General features: G+C 35.7%; 19 protein-coding genes. 5 read left to right on the top strand and 14 right to left on the bottom strand.

The window, feature by feature from the left end:
• Positions 1–81 precede the first annotated feature (81 nt).
• On the top strand, positions 82–498 hold the full coding sequence (locus C7K43_RS03100) for a ribonuclease HI family protein (RefSeq protein WP_124005512.1): 417 nt from the start codon (positions 82–84) through the stop codon (positions 496–498).
• Here the strand turns inward: C7K43_RS03100 and cls are convergent.
• From cls to C7K43_RS03080, 4 genes are all read right to left on the bottom strand, one after another.
• Complete coding sequence (gene cls / locus C7K43_RS03095) at positions 478–1944, bottom strand: cardiolipin synthase (RefSeq protein WP_124005511.1); 1467 nt, start codon at positions 1942–1944, stop codon at positions 478–480. The two genes, C7K43_RS03100 and cls, sit on opposite strands and share 21 nt — an antisense overlap.
• A gap of 10 nt (positions 1945–1954) precedes the next feature.
• Positions 1955–3106, bottom strand: a complete 1152-nt coding sequence (locus tag C7K43_RS03090) for a cation diffusion facilitator family transporter (protein ID WP_124005510.1) — start codon at positions 3104–3106, stop codon at positions 1955–1957.
• A gap of 174 nt (positions 3107–3280) precedes the next feature.
• Positions 3281–5920: an alanine--tRNA ligase gene (gene alaS / locus C7K43_RS03085; protein ID WP_124005509.1), complete on the bottom strand. Its 2640-nt coding sequence runs from the start codon at positions 5918–5920 to the stop codon at positions 3281–3283.
• A 334-nt stretch (positions 5921–6254) separates the two neighbouring features.
• A complete protein-coding gene (locus tag C7K43_RS03080) occupies positions 6255–7307 on the bottom strand; it encodes a DUF7278 family profilin-like fold-containing protein (protein WP_124005508.1) in 1053 nt (350 codons plus the stop codon).
• A gap of 87 nt (positions 7308–7394) precedes the next feature.
• Between C7K43_RS03080 and C7K43_RS13670 the strand changes: the two genes are divergently transcribed.
• On the top strand, positions 7395–8294 hold the full coding sequence (locus tag C7K43_RS13670) for a DNA-deoxyinosine glycosylase (RefSeq protein WP_307723687.1): 900 nt from the start codon (positions 7395–7397) through the stop codon (positions 8292–8294).
• On the opposite strand, the gene C7K43_RS03070 is transcribed toward C7K43_RS13670, so the two are convergent.
• The 7 genes from C7K43_RS03070 to C7K43_RS03040 form a co-directional block, all read right to left on the bottom strand.
• Positions 8291–9637, bottom strand: coding sequence for a DEAD/DEAH box helicase (locus tag C7K43_RS03070; RefSeq protein WP_124005507.1), 1347 nt, complete (start codon positions 9635–9637; stop codon positions 8291–8293). The genes C7K43_RS13670 and C7K43_RS03070 overlap by 4 nt on opposite strands.
• A 330-nt stretch (positions 9638–9967) precedes the next feature.
• Positions 9968–10330: a hypothetical protein gene (locus C7K43_RS03065; protein WP_124005506.1), complete on the bottom strand. Its 363-nt coding sequence runs from the start codon at positions 10328–10330 to the stop codon at positions 9968–9970.
• 87 nt (positions 10331–10417) lie between these two features.
• A complete protein-coding gene (locus tag C7K43_RS03060) occupies positions 10418–11053 on the bottom strand; it encodes an HD domain-containing protein (protein WP_124005505.1) in 636 nt (211 codons plus the stop codon).
• Positions 11054–11064: 11 nt separating this feature from the next.
• Positions 11065–12564: a carboxypeptidase M32 gene (locus C7K43_RS03055; protein WP_124005504.1), complete on the bottom strand. Its 1500-nt coding sequence runs from the start codon at positions 12562–12564 to the stop codon at positions 11065–11067.
• Positions 12565–12581: 17 nt separating this feature from the next.
• Positions 12582–13319: a DUF3307 domain-containing protein gene (locus C7K43_RS03050; RefSeq protein WP_124005503.1), complete on the bottom strand. Its 738-nt coding sequence runs from the start codon at positions 13317–13319 to the stop codon at positions 12582–12584.
• A gap of 16 nt (positions 13320–13335) precedes the next feature.
• Positions 13336–14007 carry a SatD family protein gene (locus C7K43_RS03045; RefSeq protein ID WP_124005502.1) on the bottom strand — a complete coding sequence of 224 codons (672 nt, stop codon included), beginning with the start codon at positions 14005–14007 and terminating at the stop codon, positions 13336–13338.
• 389 nt (positions 14008–14396) lie between these two features.
• Complete coding sequence (locus tag C7K43_RS03040) at positions 14397–15182, bottom strand: SDR family oxidoreductase (RefSeq protein ID WP_124005501.1); 786 nt, start codon at positions 15180–15182, stop codon at positions 14397–14399.
• 302 nt (positions 15183–15484) lie between these two features.
• Here C7K43_RS03040 and C7K43_RS03035 point away from each other — a divergent pair, with 302 nt between their 5' ends.
• The 3 genes from C7K43_RS03035 (at position 15485) to C7K43_RS03025 (ending at position 18017) form a co-directional block, all read left to right on the top strand.
• A complete protein-coding gene (locus C7K43_RS03035; RefSeq protein WP_226996663.1) occupies positions 15485–16744 on the top strand; it encodes a transposase in 1260 nt (419 codons plus the stop codon).
• 217 nt (positions 16745–16961) lie between these two features.
• Positions 16962–17348 (top strand): YbaN family protein, encoded by a 387-nt coding sequence (locus C7K43_RS03030; protein ID WP_124005500.1) that lies wholly within the window; start codon positions 16962–16964, stop codon positions 17346–17348.
• A gap of 141 nt (positions 17349–17489) precedes the next feature.
• Positions 17490–18017: a YbhB/YbcL family Raf kinase inhibitor-like protein gene (locus C7K43_RS03025; protein WP_124005499.1), complete on the top strand. Its 528-nt coding sequence runs from the start codon at positions 17490–17492 to the stop codon at positions 18015–18017.
• 116 nt (positions 18018–18133) lie between these two features.
• Here C7K43_RS03025 and C7K43_RS03020 read toward each other — a convergent pair whose 3' ends face one another.
• The 3 genes from C7K43_RS03020 to C7K43_RS03010 all read right to left on the bottom strand — a co-directional run bounded on the left by C7K43_RS03020 (position 18134) and on the right by C7K43_RS03010 (position 21573).
• Complete coding sequence (locus tag C7K43_RS03020; protein ID WP_124005498.1) at positions 18134–18928, bottom strand: SDR family NAD(P)-dependent oxidoreductase; 795 nt, start codon at positions 18926–18928, stop codon at positions 18134–18136.
• A 188-nt stretch (positions 18929–19116) separates the two neighbouring features.
• Positions 19117–19890 (bottom strand): hypothetical protein, encoded by a 774-nt coding sequence (locus tag C7K43_RS03015; RefSeq protein ID WP_124005497.1) that lies wholly within the window; start codon positions 19888–19890, stop codon positions 19117–19119.
• Positions 19891–20196: 306 nt separating this feature from the next.
• Positions 20197–21573: a M20/M25/M40 family metallo-hydrolase gene (locus C7K43_RS03010; RefSeq protein WP_124005496.1), complete on the bottom strand. Its 1377-nt coding sequence runs from the start codon at positions 21571–21573 to the stop codon at positions 20197–20199.
• Between the last annotated feature and the right edge of the window lie 415 nt (positions 21574–21988).

Genomic DNA, 21988 nt, shown 5'->3' with positions numbered 1-21988 from the left:
TTGCTCTCCTTTCATCTACCATTTAAGGACTTTGTATATTATAATCAAATTACTGGAATACTACTTGAAGGAGTTTTATGTGTGATAAAATCGTATATCGATGCTTCAACCAAAGGTAACCCCGGACCAAGCGGAGGTGGCATCGTACTTTTAGGTGACGACCTCTATGAACAAGAATCATTTGCTCTTACTCAGTTAACCAACCATCAAGCAGAATTTGTCGTTTTTAGCCGTCTGCTTGATGAATTATACAAGCGACAACTTCATACACAAATTGTTCTAGTTTACACTGATAGTAAAATTTTAGCGCAAACGATCCAGAAAAACTACACCAAGAACCCAGATTTCAAAAAATACTTATTAGAAATTCAAGAAAAATTAACAAAATTTCCGTCATTACTTATTGAATGGATTCCAGAAGCAAAAAACAAAGGCGCAGATCATTTAGCTCGACAAGGTTTACAAAAAGCACTCAAATTAGAGAATAGGAGAAAGTAAACGTGAGAAATTTTGTTTAAATTTTAACCAATTAGACTGTTCATCAATCATATCTTTGGTCAACAAGGTGCTATGTTTCATGTCATCTTCAAAAATCGACGCTAATTCACTATTTATCTTTTCATCATAAGCAAAAGCACTCACTTCAAAATTAAGATCATAACTTCTAATATCTTGGTTGGTGGTACCGAAACTTGCGATCGCATCATCTGTAATCATGGTTTTTGCATGGATAAAACCACCATTATAGATATAGACTTTCACGCCAATTCTTTGAAATAAATTAGCATAATATTGTGTAGCCCGATAAATAAAGGGATGGTCTGGCATACACGGGATCATAATGCGTACGTCAACTCCAGAGCGTACCGCAATTTGTAGCACGCTTGACATCGAATCATCTGGGATCAAATAAGGCGTTTGGATCCAAATTCTTTCCTTAGCAGCCACGATCATTTTTATAAACCCGCCTTCGATGATTTGTTCGGTTGATTCAGGCCCATCTGCTACAACATGCATAGTTACGTCTGTATTATCAATTTGCGTTGGAATCACAAAATAGCGTTCTTCATACTCTAATAGATCTTCTTTATTTCTGATCGAAGCGTTCCAATCACGAATAAATATTTCTTGCAAAGAAAAAGAAGCTGTTCCAACAATCCTAGCATGAGTATCGCGCCAATAACCGAACTTTTCTGTGGTTTCCACGTACTGATCTCCCACATTAAAACCACCCGTCCAGCCAATTTCGCCGTCGATTACTACAATTTTACGGTGCAAGTGATAGTTTAAACGAGTTTTTCGAATTAAGTTTCTTGAGGTAATAAACGGGATTACCTTTCCACCAGCTTCTTTTAACGGTTTGAAAAATCGGACATTGGTTCGCCCACCCCAAGGGTCAAATACCAGACGAACTTCCACGCCCTCCCTGGCTTTCTTTACTAGTAGATTCAAAAAGTCATTGCCGATTTTATCATCAAAAAAAGCATAGTATTCCACATGGATACTGTCCACAGCTTTTTTTATATCTGCAAATAGATGGGTAAATTTTTCTTTGCCATCCGTAAAAAATTCGACGTGGTTTCCTCTAGTTAATGGAGACTCTTCCATGTCAGCAAAATATTTTTTTAATAAAACCGCTTCATAAGGATAAGTTTTAGGCGCATAATTTTTATTATTTTCTTCAATCATTTCGTTAATTTCTTTAATACGTTTTTGATGTAATTCACTAAACAGATAGACAGTCTCTCTATCAATTCCTCTGCCGCAAAAAGCATACAAAATAACCCCCAAACCTGGAACGAAAACCAAGGTCATCATCCACGCAAGGATACTCGTAATTGATCGAGGCCTACGAAATACAGTAATAAATGCAACCACAGTATTAATAAAAATTAAACCTAAAAAAATCTGATATAAAATGGTTAAGTCTGTTCTTAAATCCATTAGGTCCCCCTCATAGTAAATAATTATGATCAAGCCTTACGTCTAAGTGATAATTACCGATTCTTTCAATAACTAGTTGACGTATTTCTTCTAGTAGTTGATTTTCATCTTCAGTAACTCCTTCTGGTATCACTAAATCAAATTGTAATGTATTATTCCCTTTTATACGCAAATCATGCATTTTGAGCCCTTCACCTAAATCAGCTAAGATATTCGTCAGCTCTTCGTTAACCTGCAGATATTGGGTATCATGAATGGCAACTGGGTCTAAATGACAAACCAAATCTACATCAAGGTTTTTTTGAAAATCTTTTTCTATCATATCAATGATTTGATGAGCATAAGTCAAACTCCAACAAGCATCGACTTCAATATGTACTGAAGCAAACTTACTTTGAGGCCCATAATTATGAATTAATAAATCATGATAACCTAAAATTGAAGGATAGTTTGCAAGGCGCGCTTCCATAATTTGAATCTCTTGATCAGAAGGCCGGCTGCCTAATAACTCATCAATAAAATCTTTAATCATTCGGATTCCAGTGTAAATAATGTAAAGTGCTAAAATAAATCCGATAAAACCATCAATGCGCCAATTTGTTAAATATTCAATCAGAGCAGAAAGCAAGACGGTACCGGTGGTAAATATATCGTTGAAACTATCTTTACCTGAAGCCTTTAATGTTTGCGAATCTATTTTTTTCGCAAGTCCTACATACATCTTTCCTTGCCAAATCTTGATAATAATTGAAGCTAACAAGACAATAAATACACGAATCGAAAAAATGGTATCTGTTGGTTCCAGTATCTTATTAAAAGACGTTTGTAAAAATTGCACACCTACTATAATAATTACAAACGAAACAGCCAAACCGCTAATATATTCGAAACGTTCATGTCCATAAGGGTGCTCTTTATCCGCTGGTTTGGCCGCAATTTTAAAACCGATTAACGTTAAAACTGAGGAAATCATATCGGATAAACTATTGACTGCGTCAGCCATGATTGAAACAGAACTAGCAATAAAACCAATTAATAATTTTCCTAAGAATAAGACAACATTAGAAACTAGTCCTAACACACCAGCAAGTTGTCCCACCTTTGTACGCTGTTCTTCTTTATTCTTATTTTTTATAATTCTTTCTACTAAACGCTCAAGCATTGTCAGGAACTCCTTGCTATAGTCAAAAATCAATGAATAAAGTAAATAAAAATCATACTAGAAACCCATTTTATCCTGAAATACTTAAGAATAACAACTAATAACTATAAGTAAATACAATAAGATAGGGAAAATTAGCAAATGAGCTTTTATTTTCCCTCACCTATTTAATGGTTATCCTTGCAACCAACGCCCAGCTTCTTCTAATGCTTGAGGAATTCCCTCAGGTTTTTTCCCGCCAGCTTGAGCCATATCCGCGCGTCCGCCACCGCCACCAGCGACTTGAGGTGCAATTGCTTTAATCAAATCACCTGCTTTGATACCTTTATCAACTGTATCCGGAGAAACGGCAGTTAAAAGATTCGCTTTTCCGTTGTTTTCTGTCGCTAAAACTAGCACGTCAGAAATATTTTGTTGTTTCCACTGATCGGCTAGTTGTCTCAATTGGTTCATATCTTTAACGTTTACCTGAGCAGCAACATAGGAAATATCATGGGCATATTTTATCTCTTTAAAAACATCTTCAGCTTGTTGATTAGCTATCTTGCTAGATAGTTGCTCATTTTCTTGTTGTAATTGTTGTATTTCTTGTTGTAATTGCTCAGTTTTATTCACTACTTCATTGATTCTTGGTAATTTAAGAATATCGGCCGCTTTACGCAACTCATCTTCTTGTTCGCTGAATTGCTGATAGGCTTCTTTACTGGTTACTGCATCGATTCTTCTAACACCTGCACCAATCCCTGATTCAGAAACAATTTTGAAAATCCCAATATCTTCAGTGTTTTTTACATGATTACCACCACAAAGTTCAATCGACCAATCCGCTACATTGACGACTCGGACTTCTTTGCCATACTTTTCACCAAATAAAGCCATAGCACCCATATTTTTAGCAGTATTGATATCCGTTTCGATAGTCGTTACAGGTAAAGCTTCCCAGATTTTTTCATTGACGATTCTTTCCATTTCACGAAGTTCTTTTGCCGTAATCTGGCCAAAATAGGTGAAATCAAATCGTAAATGTTCGGGTGCTACTAGTGAGCCCGCTTGGTTGGTATGGCTTCCTAAGACTTCTTTTAATGCCTTATGCAGCAAATGTGTAGCTGTATGATTTTTGATAATTCGGTTATGCCGAGCTTGGTCGACTTTTAACGTATAACTTTGTCCCTTTTGTAGACTTTTTTTAACTTTGACTTGATGCAAATATTGTCCTTTAGGAGCTTTTTGGACATCAGTCACAACAGCACAAGTTTCGCCATTTTGATCAATGATAACGCCTGTATCAGCAACTTGTCCACCCATTTCCGCATAAAACGGCGTTTGTGAAAAAATAGCTTCTGCCTGTCCAGTATCTAAATGATCAACAAATTCGTCATCTTGGATTAAAAGAGACAGTTCGCTTTGAGCTTCTAAAGTCGTATAGCCCACATATTGGCTAATGACATCAATCTCAGTCAATAATGAAGATTGTATCCCCATTGATTGTTCATTACTTCTAGCAGCACGTGCGCGCTGACGTTGAGCACTCATTTCACGTTCAAAGCCTGCATGATCTACTTCAAAACCAGCCTCTTCAGCAATTTCTTCGGTTAACTCTACTGGAAATCCATAGGTATCATATAATTTAAAAATGTCAGCACCATTAATAATTTGCGCTTGCTCATTTTTTTCTTTTTCCAATAATTGGTTTAAAATAGCTAGACCTTCATTAATTGTTTCATAAAACCGTTCTTCTTCTGTTTTGATGACTTTTTCAATAAATTCTTGTTGCTGCAATACTTCAGGATAATAACTAGCCATGATTTTACCAACCGTAGTTACTAGGCGATAAAGAAAAGCCTGGTTAATGCCTAATTTTTGACCATGCATATCCGCCCGGCGCAATAAACGACGCAACACGTAACCTCTTCCTTCATTGGAAGGCAGCGCGCCATCTGCAATCGCAAACGATAAAGCTCGAATGTGATCAGCAATAACTCGAAAAGAAATATCTGTGACAGAATTTTCACCGTATTTAACTTCACCACTAATTCGTTCAATTTCTCGAATAGTAGGCATAAATAGGTCTGTTTCAAAGTTTGTAGGCGCATCTTGAATAACTGAAACAATCCGTTCTAATCCCATACCTGTATCAATATTTTTATTAGGTAGCGTTTCATAAGTATCATCAGGTTTGTGGTTAAATTCAGAAAAGACCAGATTCCAAATTTCTAAATAGCGTTCATTTTCTCCACCTGGATAATTTTCAGGATCATCTTCAGGTAAATCATTAAATTTTTGACCACGGTCGTAAAAAATTTCAGTATCAGGACCACTTGGGCCTGCACCTATATCCCAAAAGTTATCTTCAATTTCAATGATATGATCTTGTGAAAGCCCGATTTCTTCCTGCCAGATTCGCTTTGCTTCCTTATCATTAGGATAAACTGTTACATACAGTTTTTCCGGGTCAAAACCAATCCATTTAGGTGAAGTTAAAAATTCCCAAGCCCAATGAATTGCTTCTTCTTTAAAATAATCGCCTAAAGAGAAATTACCTAACATTTCAAACATCGTTTGGTGACGAGCTGTTCGTCCTACATTTTCAATATCATTCGTACGAATTGATTTTTGCGCATTCGCAATTCGTAAGTTATCCGGAACAATTGTACCATCAAAATATTTTTTTAATGTAGCAACACCCGAATTAATCCAGAGTAGTGTTGGATCATCCACAGGCACTAATGAAGCACTGGGTTCAATTGAATGTCCCTTTGATTTGAAAAAATCTAAAAACATTTGTCGAACTTCAGAACTTGATAAATTTTTCATAATCATTCTCCTTATAAAAGTACTAAAAAAAATTGTTTTTTTGTCATAAAAATTAAAAAGACACCTTTGCAAACCAAGGACGTCTACACGCGGTACCACCTTGCTTGCAATGATGTCGATCATTACCTCTTATACTTCAATAACGCCAAAGCCGCGTTGATATTTCTATCAATCATTTTAAAGGGAGCAACCAAAAAACGTCTTGCTTTTTCTCTCAGCACGAAAAAACTTTCTGTAAAAGACGTGCGTTTCTGATCATGTCCTTTATACCTTTCAAAGTATAGGCAAATTTTCAGAAAATGTCAATCAATTTCAACGCCTATCTGTAAAAATTTCAGTTGTTTTGAATAATGATTGCATGACGAAAACGAAAATCCCAAAGATTCATGATTTCATCTTCTGCTAAAATTTTGCGTGAACGATAATAAGAGGCTAGCGGAAGATGGTCAAACAATCGATGACCGACCTTTTCTGCTTTTTCTGATTTCAAATACATAGAATTGGTTACCTCCCAGTAACTCAAATCGTCAGCAAAATGTAAACCAAACATATTCGCTTGTCGTATTTTTTTAGCAGTCTGTTTACCATAATAGGTGTCATCTTCTGCTATATCATTCCCCCAGCGAAATAATTTACGTGTTGCGCCTGAAACGGCATATTCCCACTGATCTTCTGTTAATAAGTCAAAAAGTTGTTCATCCATTTTTTCTTTTAAGCGATGAAAATGACAATTTTCATGGGTATAGATAGCATATTTTTCATTTTTTTCAGAAAGAAACGCATAAAATTGATTTTCTTCAGAGATCTCTAGCGGAACTTCAGCATAAAGGCTCTCTTCAAAAGTTTGCGGCTGTTTAAAATGGTCGAAAAATGAATGTTTGATCGGCGCAAAATCTTCTGAACGGCCTTCAAATTCACCAGTAATTATATCCAAATCGCCAATATAAGTTGTTCCAACTGGTTGTGCTCTTTTCTGAACTAGCATTGGTGCAATAGCCCGTTTACGTAAAGGAGAAGCCGATTCGTTTACAAAAATATCCCAGTCTTCGGCTGTTTTTAACCCGTAGTTTTTTACAATCCGGTCAAATGCCTCAGTCTTTTGCTCAGGTTTTTGATCCCAGTAGTTGCGTGCAATTCCTTGTATCCCAGATTCCCAACCCAGTATTGCTGCTTTATTACCTGGTACTAAAACAAAACGCTCACCATCAATTGAGCATTCAAAAGTGTCGCATTTGACACCGTCTAATTCAAATTGCTGATACGTAACATCAGAAACTTTTTTAAGCGGGCTTACAAAATACATCAATACTTGATTCATCACTTGTGTTTTTAATTCAAGCGAAAGCGTCTTCCACTGAGCCCATTCCAAAGCCTCAAAAATATTCACTTTTTTCCCCCTCATTCTCACATCTTTTTGGTAAAATAAAGTATAGTATTCATTCAATAGATAAATTCCGTCAGGAGTTGATAGATCATGCAAACTGGTTTAGCACCAATTTATAATGAAGAAACTGAAATTTTAATCTTAGGTAGCGCGCCAAGTGTTCAATCATTAGAAAAACAGCAATACTACGGCAATAAGGCCAATCGCTTCTGGCAGGTTATCTTTACTGCTTTACAAGTGTCTGATCCGATAGATTATAAAAAGCGTTTACAAGTTCTGTTAGACCATCACATTGGCCTATGGGATGTCTACCAAACTTTTGAACGTAAAGGTAGCATGGATCATCACTTTACCCAGCATGATTTGAATGACTTTAACGAGCTCCTTAAAAAAACAGCGATTAAAACAATCGTCGCCAATGGTAAAATCGCCTATCAGGAAATTATAGCGCATCAACTTTTTTCTGATCTTACCATCTATAGTTGTCTTTCAACGAGTGGTGCCAATAACAGTCGTGCGAAAAAGCGTCAAAAAGAGTGGCAGCAAGCTTTAACTAAAACAGACACGACTTATTTTGGTAAAGATAATTGGATCAAAGCAGCTGCTTTTTATCTTCGTTATCAAGTATTTGTTCTCGAACAAAAGATTGAACCACACTTAGAATTTGATGAATTGGCTAATTCAAATGCTTTCTATTTTGTTATTTTCGCACAAAAAGAACCTATTGCCACGATCCGATATGAGGCTTACGATCATCAGACGATTTATCCTGATCGTTTTTGTGTAGCTAAAAAAGCCAGAAATCGTGGCGTTGGAACTGCCTTATTAAAAGCTTTTGAACAAAAGGCAATTACACAAGGTTACCAGTACTCCCTGCTTTCAGCAGAAAAACCAGTGATCCCCTTCTACCAAAAAAATGGCTATAAGACGATAACAGAAGAATTTTTAGAAGATGGGATTCCTTGTGTAAAAATGAAAAAATTCCTTTAACGATTGAAATCTTTTTTTTGTTTTTTGGCGCTACGTTGTTGTCTGCGCCGTTCCAGCTTGCGTTTTTCCTGATTACTTTTATTGATTTCTTGTTTGATTTTTTTCTTATAACCAGGTTTCACTTTTTTTTTTTGCTTTTTAACATAACCAATCATTTCGGGATCTAGTTCTTCTTCCGTTTTTTCACGTTTTTGACGGCGGTTACGATCATAGGTTGCGACAATTTCGTCTTGTTTGATTTCTTTAGGTTCAAAAACAATTCCCAGTTTTTCCAAATCATTAATCGCCCGTTCATCACTCGGTTCATACAACGTAATAGCGGTACCTTTTAATTGATTTCGTCCTGTGCGTCCGACTCGATGGATAAAGAAGTCCAAGTCACGAGGCAATTCAGCATTGATAACATGACTGATACCTTCAATATCGATCCCACGAGCAGCAAGGTCTGTTGCTACTACATATTGATAATCTAAATGTTGAATCTGACGCATGACCCGTTTACGTTCTCTAGACGGAATACCTCCATGGATTTTTGCAACTTTTAAGCCTTGATTTTGCAAAAATTCGCTAATTTCATCTACATGTTCTTTTGTATTAGCAAAAACAACTGCTAGATAAGGCTGACCGATAGTCAATAATTGGTAAATCAGTTGATTTCTATCTTTTCCTTTGGTAGAAATTAGCCAATTTTCAATCGTTTCAGAAAGTAAATTTTGTGGCTTGATTTCTTCAATTATCGGATGGGTTAAATATTTTTTCAAAAATGGCCGTAGTCTTTCTGGAATTGTAGCGGAAAAAACGAGCATTTGGATATTATCGGCAAACTTTGCAGCGATCTGATCTACTTCTGGCAAAAAGCCTAGATCTAGTGTCATATCTGCTTCGTCGACGACAAAGGCTTTACTTTTATAAATTAAAAGTGCATTTTCGTTCGCCATATCTAAAATTCTTCCTGGGGTACCGACCACCAGGTGCGGTTGTTGGTGTTTTAGCTGTTCTAATTGCCTTTGTTTATCAGTTCCGCCGACAAATTTAGATACTCGGATTTCATTTGGTGCAAATGCGGCAATCTGCTTAGCAGCTTGATAAATTTGTTCAGCTAGTTCGCGACTTGGCGCTGTAATAACCACTTGAACTTCTTTTTTATCCGTTTCAATTTGATCAATTAAAGGAAGTAAAAATGTATGTGTTTTACCACTTCCAGTCTGTGATTGGCCGATAATATTTCGCTTTTTTTGAATGAGCGGAATTAATTTCTCTTGGACTTCTGTTGGCTGCACAAAGCCACTTTCTTTTAGTGCTTGATAAATAAACGGTTGGAATGTAAATGGTTCAAAAGTCATTTACCCACCTTCTTTCTTTTTTCTACTAAAATTATTGTGTTCGTTAGTTCTAAATAATTCTCATTAAGAATCTCACTTAGAAAAATATTTCTAGCGTTTTTATTCGTACTTATAGGTCAAAAATATATAAAACTAGTGAACTATTAAAATCTAATTTCTATGTTTATCAATGCCTTAACTATATCAGATTGATCTTTGTTTTTCATTCTTTTTTGTTCGTCCATTTAGAACTACTCCATGCATATGATAGCCCTTCTACAAATCAGCTCATGCCAATAAAATACAGGTTAAAAGATTTTTAATGAATAAAGATCCTTTAACCTGTACTCCTTAAGTAAAGTCAACAAACTCATAATATCTAACTTGTACCGGGGAATTAGCGGATATTGTTGATAAAATATTTAAGTCCAGCTGAACCAGCTTTTCTTCAACTAAATTATAGCAATTATCTTCAAAAGCTTCTTCCACATAAGGGAGCAGCTCTTCTTCGTCTCCTTGGCTTTCTTGATCAATCCCTTGAATTTGTTTAAAAATACGTACATCATTTAAAACAAAGTACTCTTTTCCATATTTATAAACAGCAACATTATAATCGCGTTCTGTAAGCTTCGTATGGATCGCAAATAGACATTCATTTGCATTTGGAATAACAAGTGCCAATTCATGCGGCTTTAGCATATGCTGATAAAACAAACCTCTCGCCCCTTTCTCTTCCATTATAAAGAAAGAAAAGAAAAATGGAAATAATTTACTCAAAAAATTAAAAAATAACGATTAATTTTACCATTCTTTGTAGAATTCTTGTAAAAATTCTTGCATAAACGTTCTCCGGCGTCTCCCTTCTTTTTTTCCGTAATCAGTATTCATCATGTCTGGGAGTAAAAACAACTTTTCATAAAAGTGATTGACCATCGTCGTAGGTTGTCTATATTCTTCTTTATTATGGAAATGTTGTGGCACTTTACTTTCATCATAAAGTGCTTCACCATGAGCGCCACTAAAATAAGCAGCCCGTAAAATTCCTCCTGCGCCTAGCGCTTCCAAGCGATCGGCATCTTGTACGATCTTTCCTTCCAAAGAAAGTACTTTTGTCTTTGCAAACATTTCACTAGAAAACGATAAATTTTGAATAATTGTTAAAATAGCTTCAATTTCTGTCCAAGTACAATCAATTTTCTGTAAGAAAAGCTGTAATTTTTGCTGTGCTCTGTCTGGATCTGACGTTACTTTGTCATCAATAACATCATGTAAATAAGCACTTGCTGCAACAATGAAATGATTTACTTGTAAGCGATCTTCTTTGATGATTGTTTCTGCCAAAGTAGCCGTTCTACTTGCATGATCAAAGTCATGTCCAGTCTGTTCATCTTTCAAAATTTCTTGAACGTATGAGATGATATATTTTATTTTTTCCATAAATTTTCACACTACTCATTTATTTGATAAACGTCAAAATAGATTTCCTGTAAATATTTCAATAAATATTGCGGGTTTAAAGCTTCCCCAGTAGCGTCATAGATTAATTGATTAGGTTTCTTAGAAGCCCCATATTGATGAATATTTTGAGTTAACCATTCTCTAATTGGTGAATAATCATCTGAGCTTAGCACTTGATCCACATCAATTACTTTTTTCATCGCGTAATAAAGTTGGCAAGCATACATATACCCTAATGCATAGGATGGAAAATAACCAAACTCTGCTGCCGACCAATGAACGTCTTGTAAAATGCCTTCCAAATCGTTGGTAGGACGAATGCCTAAATATTTTTCATACTTATCATTCCAAATTTGCGGTAACTCATCTACGCTAACTTCGTCATTAAAGATCATCTTTTCAATTTCATACCGGATAATAATATGCAAAATATAAGTAAGGCTATCAGCTTCAATCCGGATCAAGCTTGCTTGTGTCTGTTTGAGAGAAGCATAAAAGTCGGTAAAAGGAATATCATCAAAGGTTCCTTGCGCACATTCTTGCAAGAAAGGATATTGTTTTTGCCAGAAAGATTTGCGACTGCCAATCACAAGTTCATTAAATAATGATTGTGACTCATGAATTCCCATAGAAGCTCCTTCATGCACAGGCGTGTGTTCAAATTTTTCCGAAATATTTTGTTCATAAACACCATGGCCTGCTTCATGGATTAATCCAAATATACCCATGGAAAAATCCGTTTCATTCCAGCGATTGGTTAAACGTACATCGCGATGATTAATACCGGTAGCAAAAGGATGTGTTGTATCATCAATCCGTCCTCGATTCAGATCGAAACCAAGGTCTTGCACAACCTTTATAACAAATTTGCGTTGTTGTTCTTTTGTCATTTTACGATTTAGAAAATCTGTTCTAGGTTTCACACCCTCATCTGCAATTTTTTCTCGTAATGCAATAATACCATCACGAACTGTTGAAAATACGTCATCTAACACTTCAGTCGTCATGTTCGGTTCATAAAGATTTAGTAACACATCATAATCTGTTTTTTCATCTTTTTTCCAATAGGAGATTAGTTCTTTGGTCAGTCGAACATTTTCTTTTAAAGCATCATAAAACAAAGCAAAATCTTTCTTTTGGCGCGCTTTTTGCCAAGCATGATGCGCCTTTGAGGTTGCTTTGCTATATTCAACCATCAAGTCATTAGGAACAGCTTGTTCCCTATCATATTCTTCTTTGACAAGCGTTAAAGAAGCCTTTCCTACCTCAGAAAGTTCTTCTATATGTTGTGAGAAGTAAGCAAGTACTTCGGCCATTTTAGGTCCCACTTTTTTTGCAAAATATTTTCCATATAAATAACTAGAAACTTCACCGCGATAGTCACTGGCATCTTCAGGCATGCCAGTCTGGGTGTCCCACTCTAAAACACCTAGTGCTTGCTGTATCAAATCCATTTCTTTTAATTCTGCTAAAAATTCTTGTTCTTTCATGCTGTATACCCCTTTTACTAAAAAATAATAGTGAAACTTAAAATAACTAACAGCGAGCTTAACAAAGTCCCTAATAAATAATACTCGGCAAATTTCGGTTCTTCTGCTATTTTATTGTAACGCGCAATTGACTTAGCAGTAAGCACAAATCCAATTGCTGCATATTGATTAGCATATAACATAAGCAAAATAAGCAAACGCTCAAAAGCACCAATTAGCGCTCCTGCATTGGCAATACCATCGTCTGCCGTTTTTGGATCAAAATGATCCAGCACTTTTCTAATGGTAATACTACTTGGTTGGATTATCAAAAGTAGCACAACTACCCAAGACAGCACTTGCTTAGGATCAATATGGAAAATATTAAACAAATTTAGCAAAGACGACAAATAAGCAATATCTATTTTTGTTAACACAACACAAGCTACCGCAAATAAAATCGTCAAAATATGCAAGAATTGATCCGTGAAATAAAATAATACATTTTGTAAATCGCTAAGCTTAAAACGCCTAACTAGCAACGCTTTACAGGAATCAATAACAAAATGTATGGCTGCGATAAACAGCGCCCATTGGGCTAACTGCCAGTTAAATAAAGGCAAAATAACCGCAACCATGGTTAGTAAATAAATGAGACAATGGAGCAATAAGTAGTTAAAAGAGTTTTCCTTTTTCTGGGCGATAGCTGAAGTTTGAAAATAATAATCAGCTAAAATATGCCCGATAAAAAAGTGTAAAAATAAAATTTGTGGCATTGACTATCATCACCGCCTATAATTGATTGATCGTATCTTGGATAGTGCTCAATGAATGACTAAAAGTATAAAAATCAGTACTATTGAGCGCTTTATTCACACTAGATTGTCCAATATCTAGTACTTTAGCCGTCCTATATTGATTTTTTCCATTGGCTAAATAAATTCGAATAATTTCTTTTTGCCTTTCGGTCCATTTAGTTTTTAATGCTGTCTCTAAAGCAAAAATAGTATTGATCAATTTCTCGTAGTGAGGGTCCTGACTACCAGCAGCCAATAAAATATTTGAGCTACTCTGCGCATATTGCTTCTCACTTTTTTCGATTAATTCAATCATTGCACGAGCCCGATGATAACAAGAACCATCATTTAACAAGGAATTGTCCGAGTTAATTTCAGTTTCCACATCTCCCAAGCCAATTCCCATACGCAGCTCCATCGGCGCCAAATTTAACTCGAGCTCAAAAAGCATACTTATTAAATGGTTCTTATCTTTTAATAAGCCTTGGAAAGAATCTCCCATACTAATGGTAAATTTCGCTGCTAAATCTTCTTGGTAGGTTTGGTTCAACCAACCTAAAACCTCATTAAAACGGAGTTGACTTGCTTTGCGTTGTTTCAATTTTCTTGAATCTTTAATATCACCTATAATAGCTATATAAGGATAGCGTGTTACATCATTAACCACAGCCTACACCTCCTATGATCATTATATAATTCATTTATTCAGGAATCAAACGTTTTGATTCCTTTTTATAGGAATCCTTAGTAAAGATGCGCTTTAAAGGGAATTATACAGATGCTTATTTATTGATTTAATCCCCATACTTCAGTATTAAAAATAAAGTTTATAAAGCATACATGCTTGGCTTTTAATTAGCCAATTCTTTCTTAAATTTAGCATAACTAACCAAGGAAAGCTATGAGCTGAGGAACACAAATATTTTTACTCACATAAACACAGAAAGGAATGTGAAACCTCGATAAAAACAAAATAATCAAGAGATACATTCCTTATAAAGTAACTTAGCGCGATCTTTTTCCAATTCTTTATTTATCAACTATCCATTGCTTGGCTTAAATAGCTTTAATTTTTCCGCCATCGACTAAGATGTTTTGTCCCGTCATATAGGTGTTAGCACCAGAGACTAAGAAAGTAGCTACTTTCGCAAACTCTTCTGGCTCTCCATAACGTCCCATTGGAATAGTGGAAAGGTTTGCATCTTTTATTTCTTCGCTAGTTTGTCCCTTGTTATTAGCAGTAATTTGGTCAAGTTCTTCGACCCGTTCGGTTTGGATACGACCAGGCCCAATTGTATTGACTAAAATATTATCTGCTGCTAACTCTTGTGCTAACGTCTTGGATAAGCCTAAAATCCCCGTTCTAAATACATTTGACAAAGTCAGCCCATCAATTGGTTCTTTAGTAGAAGTAGATGTATTGTTCAAAATGCGTCCGTTATTTTCTTTTAAGTCTGGAAGCACCATGCGGATTACACGGACATAACTTAGTAAAGTAAGTTCAAAGGCCTGTTGCCAATCTTCATCTTTAAAGCTTTCAAATTTACCAGCTGTAGGTCCGCCCGAATTATTTATTAAAATCGATATAGGACCAAAAGTTTCTCTTGTCCTTTTTACAGCTTTTGCAATACTTTCATACTCTGTTTGGTCCAATAAGGTGTAGGAAACAGAACCTTTTGCTGTTTTTTCAATCTCTTCTTTTGCTGCTTTTAGCTTGTTTTCAGACCGACTTGTTAACATAACATTAGCTCCCTCGTCAGCTAATTCATGAGCGATTGCTTTTCCTAAACCACTACTTGAAGCTAACACTAAAGCTGTCTTCCCTTTTAATTGTAAATCCATTAAGCATTCCTCCCTTGTTAGTTTCAAATTTTAATTTACAAAATTATAAGTAACACATGAGTTAATAATTTAACAATAGCACAAGGTGCCCTTTTTTGTATATCTAACCTATGAAAAATAGTAACTAAACGACATTTTGGTACCTATTGAGTTTTTGTAATTATAATTGAATCAATTTCATAATTCATTGCCTTGTTAAATCCTTGATATGACAACACGTTCAAAAAACACAAAAAAGGAACCTCCCCATATGGTACACTTAGGTTGTCCTAGACAGACAAGTACGCCAGGAGGGATTCCTTATGTCTATTATACAACAACCAACTTTATTTGACATCGATTATTTAGAAAAATTGGATATTCAGGAGAAGTATAAAGAAATTTTCTCCCCAATCGATTGGACAAAAGTGTTAGATTTATTTCAAAAAGATACGAAAGTCGGTCCGTCTATTACCGTCAATTATGAAGCGGTCCTCCGTTCCTTAATGGCACGGATTGATCAGAAAATTCCTACACAAAAAGCCTTGATTCAACGTTTGAAAAGTGATTTACGTTTGAAACTAAGCGTCGGTTTTCTTTATTCTGAACCCATTCCTTCAGAAGCCACCTATTCGCGAGTGATGGCGATCTTGGCAAACCATCTTTCTGTTTTGGAAAGGATAAACCAGCAATTACTCCAACTCATTCATGAAGAGTTGGACATTTTTACAGAGAATGTGGCGATTGATGCGACTTCGATCGAAGCACGGACAAAGCCTGTAAAAACAGATAATCCAAAGCTCCCATCGACTGAAGCACAACGAAGCATGACCACAGAAGCCATTCTTGAGACCCTACCTTCTTATGCTTCATGGGGCGTGAAGAAAAATAGTCAAGGCAAGAATTATTTTTGGTTTGGCTATAAAGGGACACTCGCTGTTTCTACGAAAAGCCAATATATTTTAAACATGCATATCGCTTCTGCTTTTGCTTCAGATGTTACTTTAGCGATTCCCACCATTCGCAAGGTGGCAGAAGCGTTAAGAATGGAAAAAGAGGCCCCTTATCTCTCTTTAGATAAAGGCTATGACGCCAAAGAAATCTATCAGGAATGTCACGCCTTAGATATCGAACCCATCATTCCATTAAAACGAATAGCGAAAAACGATGGCGAAGTAGACGCTCACTACGCACCGACCTGTCTGCTTGAATATGGCTATAAATATGACAGTTATGATAAAAGATATGGGGCGTTGAAATATGCTCGACCCGAAAAATATTGTAGAGATTGTCCACTACAGCACGAAGGACTTTGCCAAAAAGTCATCAAAGTCAAACAAATGAATGACCCAAGAAAGTATAATCATCCAGCTCGAGGAACGCGTGCCTGGAAATTGAAATACAATGAACGAAGCAGTGTCGAACGTGTTAATGGGTATTTAAAAGAGAATCATCAGCTTGATGATACCCGTTTTTATCAGCCCAGTCATGCGATTGCTTTTTATCACTTGATCCAGCTCACTTATAATGCGCGAAACTTTGCCAATCAACGTGTCGCTAAGACAACGAAGAAAAAGAAATAGTCATAGAATTTCGAAAAAATCACACAATTCGAAATTGGATGAGTGTTTGCTTTTTTGGAAAAGTGAATTATGAAATTGGTTCAATTACAAAACTTCTGGTAAATATTTTTTGAAAAACGGCCAAATATAATCACTAGCCCTTGATTTTCTAACCGTTTTCAATTAAGTTAGCGTTAAGAATGACAATATCTTAGAATTGACTTAAAAGGAGTTTGACATGACAAAACATTTATTATTTGCTGCAGGACTATTTTCGTTTGTACTGGGCAGCATTGGAGCAATACTTCCAATTTTACCGACTACCCCTTTTTTGTTACTCTCAGGCTATTGTTTTGCACGTAGTTCGGAACAATTCGATCAGTGGTTAAAACAAACAAAATTGTATAAATTTTATTGTGCTGATTATGTAGAAACACGTACAATCCCTAGGAACAAAAAATGGGAAATCTTTATAAACATTATTATTCTAATGGCTATATCTATATTTCTTGCTCCAATATTAGCGGTTAAAATTATGTTAGGATTCTTAACTGTGTTTATCACAATATTTCTATTCTTTGCTGTTCCCGATAAAAAGGGCTCCAAAACAACAAAGCAAGACTAACTTACTCGAAATGTACGATATAACTAGAAATTTAAAACAAAAAATATAGCCAAAAATTTTTAAGACATTTATTTTCCTATCGCACAAGTACCGTAGTGTCATGATTTTAGAAAGAGCAAAAATATTTGAGGAGGAATAACCATGGCAAGAGATCCTTTAGAAACCTTACCAAGTGTACCCCAGTTTAATGTCGAAGCCACTGATGTAAATCCTGATCAGACTTTTAGTTTACCCCAATATTCTGGGAGAATGGGAATTCAAGGAGGCAAAGATGAGTCGCCAGCTATCAGATTTTCTAATGTACCTGAAGAAACAAAGAGCTTAGTTGTACAAATTTATGACCCAGATGCTCCAACTGCTGGCGGATACTGGCATTGGACAGTAATCAATCTTCCTAAAGATGCAGAAGAATTGGGAGCAGATACAGGAAATCCAGATCAAAACAAGCTTCCAGGAAAAGCAAAAAATATGTTAAATGATGCAGGTTTTGCTGGGTATATAGGTGCAGCTCCACCTCAAGGAGAAAAACATCGATACTTTGTAATTGTATCAGCGTTGAATATAGATGACCTTAATTTAGATGAGAATACTACACCCAATACAATTAATTTTCAATTTAATTCACACATTATTGGTCGTGCTGTAACGATCATAGAAGGTTCAAATTAATAGTATAACAACGCCTGTGCTACCAAACTAAGCCAATAAGATTATATAAGACAAGACTTGGAACAAGAAAAATGTTCCAAGTCTATTTTTAAATAATTATCCTTTATATTTTACGATTAAATTGTTGCAACAGAACCGCCATCAACACGATAATTTGCTCCATTAACAAATGAGGCACGGTCAGAACATACAAAGGCAATGACAGAAGCAACTTCTTCTACTTGTCCACGTCGTTTTAATTCAATATGAGGACGCTCTTCATCTAAAAATGAATGAACAGCTTCATCAAAAGATACACCTAATTTCTCTGAACGTTTTTTCATCATTTCATCTGTCATGGGTGTCTCAATAAAAGCCGGTGATACAGTATTTACCAGTAAACCTTCTGTAGCATATGTCCGAGAAAGAGCTTTAGAAAAAGCTAACATACCGGCTTTTGAAGCATCATAAGGAAGCTCATCTTTATAAGGTTGAACAGCATTTTCTGAGGATACAAAAACGATTCTACCCCAATTACCATTTCTAAGATCAGGCAAAAACTCACGAACCACACGTACAGGACCTAAAAGGTCAACTTCGATGGTATCCACCCATCCTTTATCATCTATTTCATTAAAGAACCCTTGTGCACCACTTGTTCCAGCTGCTTGAACGAGAATATCGATCGCCCCGATTTCTTTTGCAATAAAACTGTGTAAGGCTTTTAACTCGTCAAGGCTCGTAATGTCTGTTGCATAATAATAAAGATGAGAGTTATTTAGTTCTTGAGCAGCATCTTTCAGCTTTTCTTCTGTTCTACCTATTATGACAACAGTCGTTCCTTCTTCTAACAAAGTACGAGCAGTCGCTAATCCTATGCCCGATGCACCACCTGTTATTAAAGCTACTTTTCCTTTGATTCCTAAATCCATTATATTCCCCTCCAAATAAAGATTTCTTACTAATTAAAAGTAACGTATTAAAAAAGAAAATCCAATTAAATTGCACGCAAGAATGGGCCCTTCTTGGTAAAAGAACAAACTTCTGTGATTGACTTAGTTTACAAAGTTCACGCCACCCATAGAAGTATTAATGCCCAAGCATCATTTTTATAGTTTGACTAACAACAACTTCTATTGGAGCTAATAGAATTTTTTGCATAAGTAAATCCGATAGAAAAGCTATCCAGAAATGGAGACAATCGTTTATACAACGCTATTAATTGTTTGGATAGTCCCATTTGTATATCAAGTTGTTGAGAAGACGTTTTTTTAATTTGGCTATAAAATTTGTCCGCTAATCCAAAAAGACTTATCCAAGTTAAGTCGGCTTCCCAAGTTTCAATTTCATTTTTAGATTGGGGGCCGTGGCTGATAAGATCTTGCAGATAAAGAAAATACTGTTCTAATTGATTGTATAATTCGTCACCCTTGGCAGTGTTGCTTTGACTTTTTTTGAGGTTAAAATAGAGAAATTTTCGCTCTTTTTCCTCTAAATACCCATTTAGCAACAAATAATTCTTTGAATCATTTATCAATTTATTTTCTAACGAAATAAAAAGCATAGCATCCTCTTTAACCAAGTTTTTAAGTTGTTGGTCTGTCACTTTATTTTCTTTACCTGAAGCTTCCAGTAAGATATTCCAAAATAAGGCTTCAATCGTTTCTTCAGCGCTTTTTTCTTCCTCTAATAAAAAAATCATGTTCGGCTCTTTTTTCGTCAATGATTCTTTCTCTTTTTCTATGATGAGTATTTTCTTCTCAAGTGCCCATTTCAAAAGGAAAGCCTGCACGTAATTTTCGAATTTCCCTCCGTTTATCTTTTGTACATAAAAAGCAAGATCTAATATATTCTCCTCAAATGGTAGCTCAGTAACTGTTTGGATCTTTTCCACTTTTATCCCTTCTTTTTAAAGATAATTAACTACTATTCCTTTCTTCCATGTTAACAGAAAAAGCGCTATCAAAAAACTAGAGAGGTTTAAATAAAAAAGAATTCAAACAGTTAACTATAGTAAAGTAGATAATACAATACTTCTATTCGTATCGTATTTTGTTTATGAACGTGCTCTATCGAAAAAGAAAAGCGATTTTTTAATCATAACTGTAGTAACAACATGATTAAAAAGTCGCTCTTTTTATCTTTACATTTTGATTTAGATTAATGTATTAACTTGCAGGCTTTTCTTTAAAAATACTTATTATTTTTCCGAATGTTGATAACTTTCCAGCAGAACAACCATATGTTCCACACCTTGATAGAAATCAGCCAAACGAATATTCTCATTGGGAGCATGTGCTCCAGACTTTTCCCATTCAACCCCGCTTCCGAGTATAGGAACATTTAAGTACTTTCCAAAACCATACATAGGACCTGTTCCAGCAGCATTCGGTTCTAAAACAACTTTATCCTCACCATACACTTTCTTGGCAGAATTAATCACTGTTTCTACAAAAGGATCTTCTAGATCGGTTCTAAATGGCATTACCGATGTAATTAATTCTAAGTCAACATCTTCAAACCCATGCTTATCTAAATGCTCCCTCAGTAGCTTTGTTACTTTATCAGGTTCATAGCCAGGAACTAAACGAACATCAATCTTAGCCATGGCTTGTCTAGGCAAAATCGTTTTAGCTCCAGGACCCGTATAACCAGATAGCAAGCCACTAATGGTTAATGTTGGGTAAAAGACCAGAGCTTCCTCTGGTGAATAAGGCAATTGGTCTGTGATCAACGGATGTTTTAGTCCATAAGTTTGCTTACTAGCATTCGGATCAAATGGCATCTCAGCTGATACTTTCTTTTCAAGATCTGTTGGAGGTGTCATCATATCATAAAAACCATCTACCGTAATTTCATTTTTAGTATTTCTCATACTTGCTAAAGCTTGTACTAAACGCCATGCTGAATTGTCCGCAATAGCTGCTAAAGAGGAGTGCATGTCAATATCCGCGCTGTTCACACGGGCTTCATAGTAAGCAATCCCTTTCACTCCCGCTGAAATGCCTAAACGTTCTTCAGAGTCTTTACTGCCAGCTTCCCAAATGCAAACATCTGCGGCAAATAGATCAGAATAGGCTTTAAGATAATCATCTACATGAGGACTGCCAATTTCTTCTTCGCCTTCAACAAAGAATTTAACATTCACCGGCAAACCTTCTTCTGTATTCTTATACGCTTCTACCGCGTTGATACGTGCCATAAAATTCGCTTTATTATCTGAAACACCACGTGCATACAAAATATCATCTTTTACAGTAGGTTCAAAGGGTTCTGTATGCCACTCATCTAATGGATCTTCTGGCTGTACATCGTAGTGATCATAAAATAATAACGTTTTCTCAGAATCACCCGCTTGTCCCGCTTCAAAAAAGCCATAAACAACCGGATGAGCCCCTTCTAGTTCTAAAACCTTTGCTTCTCCTCCAATGTTTTCAATCAAAACTTGTACAGCTTGGGCAGTTTGCTTGATTTGTCTTCCTTGAGCTGAAACGGATTCTAACCTTAAGTAATCATAAAAAAGATCCATGTTCTTATCTGAAATACGTTTTACTTCTTTTGCGCTAACTTGACTCATACACTCACTCCTTCATTCTTATCAATCACGTTAAAGTTTAAATAATGAGAAAATTCAATATATTTTCAAGATTACGCTAATTGAAGGAAAGTGTCAACGCCAAATAGGATTTAGTAAATGCCAGATTATAACCATATCGTATAATAATATTGTCATTATTATATAAGAAAATAAAATGCTACTTTAGTCTCTATGTTCGAAAAAATGAGGAACGCATCCAACACTCTCTGAAAAGCAAAAGATAGAGAAATAATTACTGGCAAAAATTTATACCACTAGTTGAAGAAAACAGTGAGGTAAAAAGAAAATAAGCGCATAAGAATAGCAAACTAGTGGGATAGCTTACAAATAGTCCCACGAGTTTGGCGAAGTTATGTTCTTAGTTTAAGGAAAAGGGATGAAAAAAGAGCTTTTG

Origin of the sequence: Tetragenococcus koreensis, from assembly GCF_003795145.1 — a bacterium.
In the GTDB taxonomy this organism is placed as follows: Bacteria; Bacillota; Bacilli; order Lactobacillales; family Enterococcaceae; genus Tetragenococcus; species Tetragenococcus koreensis.
The sequence above is the reverse complement of the archived record's forward strand: the minus strand, read 5'-3'. Positions and strand labels throughout refer to the sequence as shown.

Excerpts from the sequence above, each read along its gene's own strand:
- cls (WP_124005511.1), bottom strand. The coding sequence starts at position 1,944 with ATGGATTTAAGAACAGACTTAACCATTTTATATCAGATTTTTTTAGGT.
- C7K43_RS03090 (WP_124005510.1), bottom strand. The coding sequence starts at position 3,106 with ATGCTTGAGCGTTTAGTAGAAAGAATTATAAAAAATAAGAATAAAGAA.
- alaS (WP_124005509.1), bottom strand. The coding sequence starts at position 5,920 with ATGAAAAATTTATCAAGTTCTGAAGTTCGACAAATGTTTTTAGATTTT.
- C7K43_RS13670 (WP_307723687.1), top strand. The coding sequence starts at position 7,395 with ATGCAAACTGGTTTAGCACCAATTTATAATGAAGAAACTGAAATTTTA.
- C7K43_RS03070 (WP_124005507.1), bottom strand. The coding sequence starts at position 9,637 with ATGACTTTTGAACCATTTACATTCCAACCGTTTATTTATCAAGCACTA.
- C7K43_RS03060 (WP_124005505.1), bottom strand. The coding sequence starts at position 11,053 with ATGGAAAAAATAAAATATATCATCTCATACGTTCAAGAAATTTTGAAA.
- C7K43_RS03055 (WP_124005504.1), bottom strand. The coding sequence starts at position 12,564 with ATGAAAGAACAAGAATTTTTAGCAGAATTAAAAGAAATGGATTTGATA.
- C7K43_RS03050 (WP_124005503.1), bottom strand. The coding sequence starts at position 13,319 with ATGCCACAAATTTTATTTTTACACTTTTTTATCGGGCATATTTTAGCT.
- C7K43_RS03040 (WP_124005501.1), bottom strand. The coding sequence starts at position 15,182 with ATGGATTTACAATTAAAAGGGAAGACAGCTTTAGTGTTAGCTTCAAGT.
- C7K43_RS03035 (WP_226996663.1), top strand. The coding sequence starts at position 15,485 with ATGTCTATTATACAACAACCAACTTTATTTGACATCGATTATTTAGAA.
- C7K43_RS03030 (WP_124005500.1), top strand. The coding sequence starts at position 16,962 with ATGACAAAACATTTATTATTTGCTGCAGGACTATTTTCGTTTGTACTG.
- C7K43_RS03025 (WP_124005499.1), top strand. The coding sequence starts at position 17,490 with ATGGCAAGAGATCCTTTAGAAACCTTACCAAGTGTACCCCAGTTTAAT.
- C7K43_RS03020 (WP_124005498.1), bottom strand. The coding sequence starts at position 18,928 with ATGGATTTAGGAATCAAAGGAAAAGTAGCTTTAATAACAGGTGGTGCA.
- C7K43_RS03010 (WP_124005496.1), bottom strand. The coding sequence starts at position 21,573 with ATGAGTCAAGTTAGCGCAAAAGAAGTAAAACGTATTTCAGATAAGAAC.